Raw genomic sequence first — 4970 nt, 5'->3', positions numbered from 1 at the left:
TCGCCTGGGCCATCTTGCCGGCGGCGATCTTGCCCTCGGGCACGAGCACGAGCGGGGTGAGACCCGCCTTCGCGGCGTACGCCGCCATCGATGCCGACGTGTTGCCGGTGCTCGCGCACACGACGGCCTGCGCGCCGTCGGCCTTGGCGACCGAGATCGCGGTCGTCATGCCCCGGTCCTTGAAGGACCCGGTCGGGTTGCTGCCCTCGACCTTGAGCCACACCTCGGCCCGGGCCAGGCCCGACAGCCACTCCGACCGCACCAGCGGCGTGCCACCCTCGCGGAGGGTGATCGCCTCGATGCCGTCCGGGACATCGAGCAGCTCGCGGTACTCCTCGATCACGCCGCGCCACTGGTGGGTCCTGGGCACGGTGCTCACGTGTTCGTTCACCGACCGGTTCACTCGTCGCCCCCCTCGACCCGCATCACCGAGGTGACCTCGCGGACGATGTCCATGCCGCGCAGGTGCTCGACCGTGGCGGCGAGCTGGGCGTCGGTCGCGGTGTGCGAGACGACCACGAGCTGCGCGTCGGCGCCGCGGCCCTCCTGGCGGACCGTCTGGATCGAGACGCCGTGCTCGGCGAACGCCGTGGCGACCTGCGCCAGCACGCCGGCGCGGTCGTCGACGTCGATGGCGACGTGGTAGCGGGTGACGGTGTCCCCCATCGGCAGCACCGCCCGGTCGGCGTACGCCGACTCGCCGGCACCACGGGTGCCCGCGAGCCGGTTGCGCGCCACCGTGACCAGGTCGCCCATCACCGCCGACGCCGTGGGGGCGCCGCCTGCCCCGGGGCCGTAGAACATCAGCTGGCCGGCGGCCTCGGACTCGACGAACACCGCGTTGTAGGCGCCGCGGACCGAGGCCAGCGGGTGCGTGTCCGGGATCATCGCGGGGTGGACGCGGACCGAGACCGCCTCCTCCGTGCCCTCGGCGCCCTCCGGCGTCGACAGCTGGCGCAGCTCGCAGATCGCCAGCAGCTTCACCACGCTGTGCATGTCCCGGGCCGACTGGACGTCCGCGGCGGTGACCTCGGAGATGCCTTCGCGGTGGACGTCGGCGGCGGTCACCCGCGAGTGGAACGCGAGCGAGGCGAGGATCGCGGCCTTGGCGGCGGCGTCGAACCCCTCGACGTCGGCGGTCGGGTCGGCCTCGGCGTAGCCGAGCTCCTGCGCCTCCTCCAGCGCCTCGGAGAACCCGGCTCCGGTCGACTCCATCTTGTCGAGGATGAAGTTGGTGGTGCCGTTGACGATGCCCAGGACCCGGGTGACCCGGTCCCCGGCGAGCGACTCCCGCAGGGGGCGCAGGATCGGGATGGCGCCCGCGACGGCCGCCTCGTAGTAGAGGTCCCGGCCTGCCTTCTCGGCGGCCTCGTAGACCGTCGGGCCGTCCTCGGCCAGCAGCGCCTTGTTGGCGGTCACGACGCTGGCGCCGTTCTCGAGGGCGGCCAGGATCAGGGACCGCGCCGGCTCGATGCCGCCGATGACCTCCACGACCACGTCGACGTCGTCGCGGGCCACCAGCGCGGCGGCATCCGTGGTGAGCAGGCCCTCGGGCACCTCAACCTCGCGGGGCGCGTCGAGGCGCCGTACGGCGACACCGACCAGCTCGACCGGCGTCCCGATCCGCGCCTCGAGGTCACCGGCCTGCTCCTGCAGGAGACGGACCACCTGCGAGCCCACCGAGCCACAGCCGAGCACGGCCACCTTGATGCTCACTTGATGCTCACTGCTCCACACCCATATCTGTCGCCAACAGGTCGTCCTCAGTCTCGCGCCGGACCAGCACCCGCGCGACCCCGTCGCGCACGGCGACCACGGGCGGTCGCAGGGCGTGGTTGTAGTTGGAGGCCATCGACCGGCAGTAGGCACCGGTGCCCGGCACAGCGACCAGGTCCCCCGGCGCCAGATCGCCGGGGAGGAACTCGTCGCGCACCACGATGTCACCCGCCTCGCAGTGCTTGCCCACCACCCGGGACAGCACCGGGGTCGCCGACGACGCGCGGTTGGCGATCGTGCACGAGTAGTCGGCGTCGTAGAGCGCGGTGCGCACGTTGTCGCTCATCCCGCCGTCGACCGACACGTAGGTCCGGACGGCGCCGCCGTCGAGGGCGACCGGCTTGACCGTGCCGACGGTGTAGACGGTGCAGGTCGACGGGCCGACGATGGCCCGACCCGGCTCGATGGACAGCCTCGGCTGGTCGATCTCCAGGGCCTTGCACTCGTGCTCGACGATCTTGGTGATCTCGGTGGCGAGCTGCGCGGGGTCGCTCGGATCGTCCTGGGTGGTGTACGCGATGCCGAAGCCGCCGCCCAGGTCCAGCTCCGGCATGTCGACACCGAGCTCCGCGGAGATCCGGGCGTGCAGGGCGAGCACGCGGCGCGCGGCCACCTCGAAGCCGGACGAGTCGAAGATCTGGCTGCCGATGTGGCTGTGCAGGCCGAGCAGGTCGAGGCCGGGGGCGTCCAGCACGCGGCGTACCGCGTCCCAGGCGTCCCCCGAGGTGATCGAGAAGCCGAACTTCTGGTCCTCGTGCGCGGTGGCGATGTACTCGTGGGTGTGGGCCTCGACCCCCGCCGTCACCCGCACCATCACGGCCTGGCTGCGGTCGAGCTCGGCGGTGATCCGGGCCAGCCGCTCGACCTCGGCGAAGGAGTCGAGCACGATCCGGCCCACGCCCTCCGCGACCGCGCGGCGCAGCTCGGCGTAGGACTTGTTGTTGCCGTGGTAGCCGATCCGCGCGGGGTCGAAGCCGGCCCGGAGCGCCACGGTCAGCTCGCCGGCGGAGCAGACGTCGAGGCTGAGGCCCTCCTCGGCGACCCACTGGGCGACGGTCGTGCACAGGAACGCCTTGCCGGCGTAGAAGACGTCGTAGTCGGCGAACGCCTCGCGGAACGCCCGGGCCCGGGCCCGGAAGTCGGCCTCGTCGAGGACGTACGCCGGGGTGTTGACGTCGGCCACCAACGCGGGGAGCGACAGTCCGCCCACGGTCAGCTCGCCGTCGGCGTTCTTGTGCGCGGTCAGCGACCACAGGTGCGGGACCAGCGCGTTGGGGTCGGCGGGCGGCTGCAGCCAGGCCGGACCGCGCAGCGCGCCGGGTGCGTGCGCCCAGCCCGCCTCGTGGGTGGTCGACATCTACATGCGCTCCGGGGCGCTGACGCCGAGCAGGGCGAGCCCGTTCTCGAAGACGATGCGGGTCGCCTGCACCAGCACCAGCCGGGCGCGCTGCGTGTCCGTGGGGTCCTCGTCGCCCTTGGGCAGCACGCGCAGGTCGTCCTGGTCGTAGAACTTGTGGAACGTGGCCGCCGTGTCCTCGAGGTAGCGCGCGACCCGGTGCGGCTCCCGCAGCTGAGCCGCGGAGGAGACCACCGCCGGGAACTCGGCCAGCGCGCGCAACAGCTCACCTTCGTAGGGCGAGGTCAGGAGCGCAGGGTTGGGAACAGGCTCCATCCCCAGGTCGGCCGCGTTCCGCAGGATCGAGGCGGTCCGCGCCGCGACGTACTGGACGTAGTAGACGGGGTTCGCTCGGTCGGCCTTCGCCCAGAGCCCCAGGTCGATGTCGATGTTGGAGTCGGAGCTGTAGCGCGCCAACGCGTAGCGGGAGGCGTCGACACCGATGGCGTCGACCAGGTCGTCGATGCTCACGACCGTCCCGGCCCGCTTCGACATGCGCATCGGGGCGCCGTCCTTGAGCAGGTTGACCATCTGGCCGATGAGGATCTCCAGGTTGGTACCTGGCTCGTCACCGAACGCCGCGCACATGGCCATCATCCGCCCGACGTAGCCGTGGTGGTCGGCACCGAGCATGATGAAGCAGCGGTCGAAGCCCCGCTCCCGCTTGTCGAGGTAGTAGGCGAGGTCGCCCGACAGGTAGGCGCCCTGACCGTCGGACTTGATGATCACCCGGTCCTTGTCGTCTCCGAACTGCTTGGTCTTCAGCCAGAGCGCGCCGTCGGCCTCGTAGGTGTTGCCGAGCTCGGTCAGACGCTCGACGGCGCGCGCGACCGCACCGGTCTTGTGCAGGTTGTCCTCGTGGAAGTAGACGTCGAAGTCGACCCCGAAGTCATGGAGGCTCTTCTTGACCTCGGCGAACATCATCTCGACGCCCTCGGCCCGGAAGACCTCCTGGGCCTGGTCGTCCGGGAGGTCGGTCACGTCGGGCCGCTTCGCGACGATCGCATCCGCGATCTCCTTGATGTAGCCACCGCCGTAGCCGTCCTCGGGCGCGGGCCTGCCCCTGGCGCTGGCGAGGAGGGAGCCGCTGAACCGGTCGATCTGCGCCCCGTGGTCGTTGAAGTAGTACTCCCTGGTGACAGCGGCGCCGTTGGCCTCGAAGATCCGGCCCAGTGCGTCACCGACCGCTGCCCAACGCACGCCGCCGAGGTGGAGCGGTCCTGTCGGGTTGGCGGACACGAACTCCAGGTTGATGTTCTCGCCGGCCAGCTGGTCGGAGGTGCCGAAGCTGGCCCCCGCCTCGACCACCTGCGTGGCGATCTCCCCCTGGGCACCCGCCTCGACGGTGATGTTGAGGAAGCCCGGCCCCGCGATGTCGACCTTCGCGATGCCGTCGACGGCGCCCAGCCGCTCCTGGACCGCGGTCGCCAGGTCGCGCGGGTTCAGGCCCGCCTTCTTGGCCAGCTGCAGCGCCACGTTGGTCGCGTAGTCGCCGTGCTCCCGCTGGCGCGGACGCTCCACCGTGACCGTGGTCGGGACGCCGTCCGGCAGGGTGAGCACACCCTCGTCGGACAGGGACGTCAGCACGCCGACGATCGCGGTGGACAGCTCTTCGGGAGTCACCGACCAAGGGTATCGGCGGTGTGCCGGCGCCCTCACATCCGTTTCACCCGCGGGTGGCCACCTCCCCGCCCGCGGGCGGAGGTTCAACCGGATTCGGTCGGGTCCCGCGCACACCGGTATGGTCTGCACGTCCCGAGCCCCCGTAGCTCAGGGGATAGAGCACCGCCCTCCGGAG

At 71.4% G+C, this 4970-nt stretch carries 4 protein-coding genes; all 4 read right to left on the bottom strand.

Translation table 11 applies throughout. The annotated features are described in order from the left end of the window. On the bottom strand, window positions 1–370 hold a 370-nt coding region (locus JHD21_RS08840), incomplete at its 3' end, for a pyridoxal-phosphate dependent enzyme (RefSeq protein WP_292673629.1). A 29-nt stretch (window positions 371–399) separates the two neighbouring features. Next, a complete protein-coding gene (locus JHD21_RS08835; RefSeq protein ID WP_292673626.1) occupies window positions 400–1716 on the bottom strand; it encodes a homoserine dehydrogenase in 1317 nt (438 codons plus the stop codon). A 7-nt stretch (window positions 1717–1723) separates the two neighbouring features. Further along, window positions 1724–3133, bottom strand: a complete 1410-nt coding sequence (gene lysA, locus JHD21_RS08830) for a diaminopimelate decarboxylase (RefSeq protein WP_292673624.1) — start codon at window positions 3131–3133, stop codon at window positions 1724–1726. Then, entirely contained in the window at window positions 3134–4795 is a 1662-nt protein-coding gene (gene argS / locus JHD21_RS08825; protein ID WP_292673621.1) for an arginine--tRNA ligase, read from the bottom strand. Window positions 4796–4970 lie beyond the last annotated feature (175 nt).

Source organism: Nocardioides sp. (assembly GCF_016462705.1).
In the GTDB taxonomy this organism is placed as follows: Bacteria; Actinomycetota; Actinomycetes; order Propionibacteriales; family Nocardioidaceae; genus Nocardioides.
Note: the sequence above shows the minus strand (reverse complement) of the source record. Positions and strands in the feature narration are given on the sequence as shown.